We start from the raw sequence: 4,530 nt of genomic DNA, 5'->3' as shown, positions 1-4,530 counted from the left end.
CATTAAAATAATTTAATACATAAACTTTATTTCCAAAGTTAAACTCTGGAGTATTAAAGAAAAATACATATGAAATCCCTAATACTAATCCTGGAAGAGCCATTGGTAATATACTTAAGAAATTAGCAAATCCCTTTATGACTTTTGCTCCCTTTGTTTTTTCCACTAAATAAGCAAATATAAATACAAATACTGTTCCAATAACTGCTGTTAGTAATGAAATTGTTATTGAATTAATAAATGGCTTTAACCCATCTAAACTATTTTTCATTGAATAATGATTAAATGTAATACTTAAATCATAAGGCCAAATAGAAACAAGAGATCCTGCAACTACTGTTAAAAATACAGTTATAATGGATGCTGCTGTTATAAATATCACTGTTCCAAAAATTATATCTCTTTTTTTATTTTTCTTTATTACATATAGTGTTGACTTTGAATTAATATATGAATTTTGCTTTTTTTGCACACTTCTTGTAACTATAAAGGTTATAACTGCTGGTATTAATAAAAGTATTCCTACAGTTGCACCCATTGGCATATTTTGTTGTCCAATTATTTGCTTATAAACATCTATTGCTAAAACATTATAATTTCCACCTACAACCTTTGGAGCTCCAAAATCAGTAAAGCACATAGTAAAGGCTACAAAAAATGAACTAATCAATGAATACTTTATACTAGGTATAGTTATGTTAATAAATTCTCTCCACTTGCTTATTCCCATACTTTTACTAGCTTCATAAAGTCTATAATCAGTTGATTCTAACGAAACATCTAGTATCATAAATATTTGTGGAAATATATATATAACCTGTGCCATTATTATTCCTAATGGTCCATATAAAGGTATGTTTATACCTAAAGCCTCTGTTATTACTCCCTTATTACCAAATAGATATACAAGACCAATACCATGCATCATAGTTGGTGCAAAGAGAGGTAACATTGCTATTACTCTAAAAAATCCCTTTAGTGCTATATTTGCTCTTCTTAATCCATAAGCATATATTAGAGCTAATACTGTAGCTATAATAGTTGATGATAATGATACAAAAATTGTATTACTTAGTGATTTTAAAAGTGCAGGCGACTTAATATACTCATAAAAATTCTCTAAACCTACAAAGCTACCATTTGAATCTAAAAATGCTTGAGTAAATAGTATTCCTAATGGAACTACTAAAAAAATTGCTAATATAAATGTTAATAATGCTAAAATTGCTTTTTTGAAATCTCTAGTATCCTTATCCCATTTTTTTATAATTTCCATTTAACCTAAGCTCCTTTTGAAATACTATATTTCATATAATGCTCATCCTTAAAATTAAAACTTATTGAATCTTGTTCTTTTAAAGCTAATACCATCCATTCTTTAATAGGAATATCACTAATTATTAAATCTTTAATAGTATTTTCTTTAGGCTCTATTTCAACTCTTACAAAGCTTCCTCTAAATTCTATATTTATTATTTTTCCTTTATATCTAAGGGTGTTTCCCTTTGATACACTAATATGTTCTGGCCTAACTGTATAAATATAATCATCTATATTTATACAATTTGTATCACCAATAAATTTTGCAGTAAATAAATTTTCAGGCTTTTCGTAAATGTCTTGTGGTGTTCCTATTTGCATAATATCACCACCATTTAAAACAACTATCCTATCAGCCATTGTAATAGCCTCTTCTTGATCATGAGTTACCATTATCGTTGTTATTTTTAACTTTCTTTGAAGTCTTTTTATATCTAGTCTTAACTTGTTTCTAACTTTTGCATCTAAGGCTGACATAGGCTCATCTAAAAGTAAAAACTTTGGTTCTAAAGCTATTGCCCTTGCTATTGCAATTCTTTGCTGTTGTCCCCCTGAAAGCTCTCTTGGGTACTTATCACTTTCTGAACTTAAGCCTACTATTTCTAAAACTTCTTTTACCTTTTTATCAATATCACTGTTTTTCATCTTTTTTTGCTTTAAAGCAAAAGCTATATTTTTATAAGCAGTCATATTAGGAAATAATGCATATGATTGAAAAACTATTCCAAAGCCTCTTTTATCAGGTGAAACATTAGTTATATCTTTCCCTCCAAGATAAATACTTCCGCCATCTAAATCTTCTAATCCTGCTATCATTCTTAAAAGTGTAGTCTTTCCACATCCACTTGGACCAAGTAAACATAGAAATTCACCTTCTTCTATTTCTAAATTTATATTATTTAATATTTTTTTACTTCCATAACTTTTTCTTGCTCCGTTTACTTTTAAATAACTCATAATTACCTCCTACTTACTTTCACTTTTTGAACCATAATTATTTTCCCATTTCTTTAATACTTCACTTCTATTTTTTGATGCCCATACTAAATCATTTTCTATTAATTGATCAATTGGATTTTCTAAATATCCAACTGGTATCTCTACATCAGTTTCTATTGATGTTATTGGACTACTTGTTGCATACTTTTCCATTGCATCCTCACTTAATGCCCATTCCATAAACAAATTACTTTCTTCCTTAATTGTAGTTTTCTTTATTTCAGCTATACTTTCTAAATCCCATCCTGATCCTTCTTTTGGGAATATAACTTTAACTGGCTCTCCCGTTTGCATTTGAGTTACTCCTCTGTATCCAAAGGAAATTCCTATTGGGTACTCTCCAGCTCCTGCAAGTTTTGCTGGCTTTGAACCTGAGTGAGTATAAACCCCTATATTTTCATGAAGCTTACTCATATACTCAAAGCCTTCATCTTCACCCATAAGCTGTAAAATAGCTGAAACTGTAAAGTATCCTGTTCCTGATGAAGCTGGATTAGGCATTGTAATTAATCCTTTATATTCAGGCTTTATTAAATCCTCATAGCTTTCTGGAATTTTAAGTCCTAGCTTTTCTAACTCTTTATAGTTAACTACAAAAGCTGTCTCTGTTGCATTCATTCCTATCCAATATGGAATTTCACTATCATCCATAAATCTTTCATTTATATCATCAATATTTTTAGGCATATATGGATTTAGTAATCCTCTTTCCTTAATGTCAATCATATTAATTGCCGATAATCCCCATACAATATCAGCTTGTGGATTATCCTTTTCTGAAATTAACTTTGCACTAATTACTCCGTGAGAATCTGTTATAATATTAACTTTTATTTCAGGATACATTTCTCTAAAACCTTGAATATACTCATTAACTTGCTCTTCTTCTAAAGCTGCATATATTGTTAATTCTTTATTATTTTTAGCTGTGTACTGAGGTGTTGTTGAAACACAACCTTTGATTATGAATAAAAAAACTAATACTATTAAAGCCTGAAATATTTTTTTCATTTAATACTCTCCTTTACATTGCATTTATCCATTTTACATTCCATTTTTTTAAGATTTCCTTCCATTCAATAGGCGTATCTTCATCTGTAATAATCATATCTACCTTATATAATTCATCAATTTTATAGTAATTTCTTAAAGCTACTTTAGAATAATCTGCTAGGACTATTTTTTCTTTTGCACTTTTTAAATACATTTTTGTAGTTTCAGCCTTTAATGAATCATAAGCAGTTATTCCATGCTCTATAGACACACCTTCACAAGATATAAAAGCTTTATCAACATAATATTTATTTAACATTTCAATAGTATTAGCTCCTACAGTTCTTCTATTTGAACTTTGTACTATTCCACCTAAAAAGACTAACTCACCGCATATATCACCTTTATTTAGTAAATTCATTACTCCATTTGCTACTGGAAAAGATGAAGTAATTATTGTTAAATTCTTTTTGCCTTCTAAAAACCTAACTAATTGTAATGTAGTTGACCCTTCGTCAATTATTATCTTATCTCCATCATTTATGTATATAGATGCCTTTTTTGCTATTGCAATTTTTTCTCTTTCATTTTTCAAATACCTTTGGTTAATATCCTCTTCATTGCTATAAAAATTTAACTTTACAGCCCCTCCATGAACTCTTTTTATTTTAGCTTCGCCTTCTAATGACTCTAAATATCGTCTTACACTTTCAGTAGAAATTTCTAAAAGAACGCTTAATTCTTTAGTAGTGACTTTTCCTTTTTCATAAATTACATTTAATATTTTTTCTTTTTTGCTTTCCTTTATCACTTATCATTTCCTCCACCTACTTGATAATTTGATTCTAACTATTTATTGTTAAGCATTTATTAAGTCATGGTTAATATAAAGTTGTATTAACTGTGGGTTTTCCCCTAAAAAAAATTAAAACCCACATAAAAAATAGCCTTAAACTATAATTTATGTGGGTTTTTATCTTACCTATTATTTAGTTTTTCTTTTTATTATTATTGATAAATACCTTTAAATCTTCTACTTCTTCATCTTTTGCTTCTCTATTTAACTTTTCCTTAAATCTTTCTTTAGCCTCTTCTAAGGAAATTCCTTCTCCAACTATATCTCCTAATAACCTTTGATAATTATAAAATTCATTAAAGGTTTCTTTATTATATTTAGGATGATGAGCAGGTATATAACAGTTTGAATCTAATTCTTTT

At 28.4% G+C, this 4,530-nt stretch carries 4 protein-coding genes and 1 pseudogene; all 5 read right to left on the bottom strand.

The genetic code is table 11. From position 1 onward, the window contains the following. The coding region (locus ACRDBA_RS03955; protein WP_438571628.1) for an ABC transporter permease subunit at nt 1-1,276 on the bottom strand (1,276 nt) is incomplete at its 3' end. Nucleotides 1,277-1,281: 5 nt separating this feature from the next. After that, the gene (locus ACRDBA_RS03950) at nt 1,282-2,277 is read right to left on the bottom strand and encodes an ABC transporter ATP-binding protein (RefSeq protein WP_438571627.1); all 996 of its coding nucleotides are present in this window, start codon (nt 2,275-2,277) and stop codon (nt 1,282-1,284) included. A 9-nt stretch (nt 2,278-2,286) separates the two neighbouring features. Beyond that, the gene (locus tag ACRDBA_RS03945) at nt 2,287-3,330 is read right to left on the bottom strand and encodes a putative 2-aminoethylphosphonate ABC transporter substrate-binding protein (RefSeq protein ID WP_438571626.1); all 1,044 of its coding nucleotides are present in this window, start codon (nt 3,328-3,330) and stop codon (nt 2,287-2,289) included. Between the two features lie 13 nt (nt 3,331-3,343). After that, complete coding sequence (locus ACRDBA_RS03940; RefSeq protein WP_438571625.1) at nt 3,344-4,123, bottom strand: DeoR/GlpR family DNA-binding transcription regulator; 780 nt, start codon at nt 4,121-4,123, stop codon at nt 3,344-3,346. Nucleotides 4,124-4,301: 178 nt separating this feature from the next. Then, nucleotides 4,302-4,530, bottom strand: a pseudogene (locus ACRDBA_RS03935) (MBL fold metallo-hydrolase); the annotation flags it as partial.

The sequence above is a fragment of the Clostridium sp. genome (assembly GCF_051654825.1).
Classification (GTDB): Bacteria; Bacillota; Clostridia; order Clostridiales; family Clostridiaceae; genus Clostridium.
This window is presented reverse-complemented; position numbering and strand designations above follow the sequence as displayed.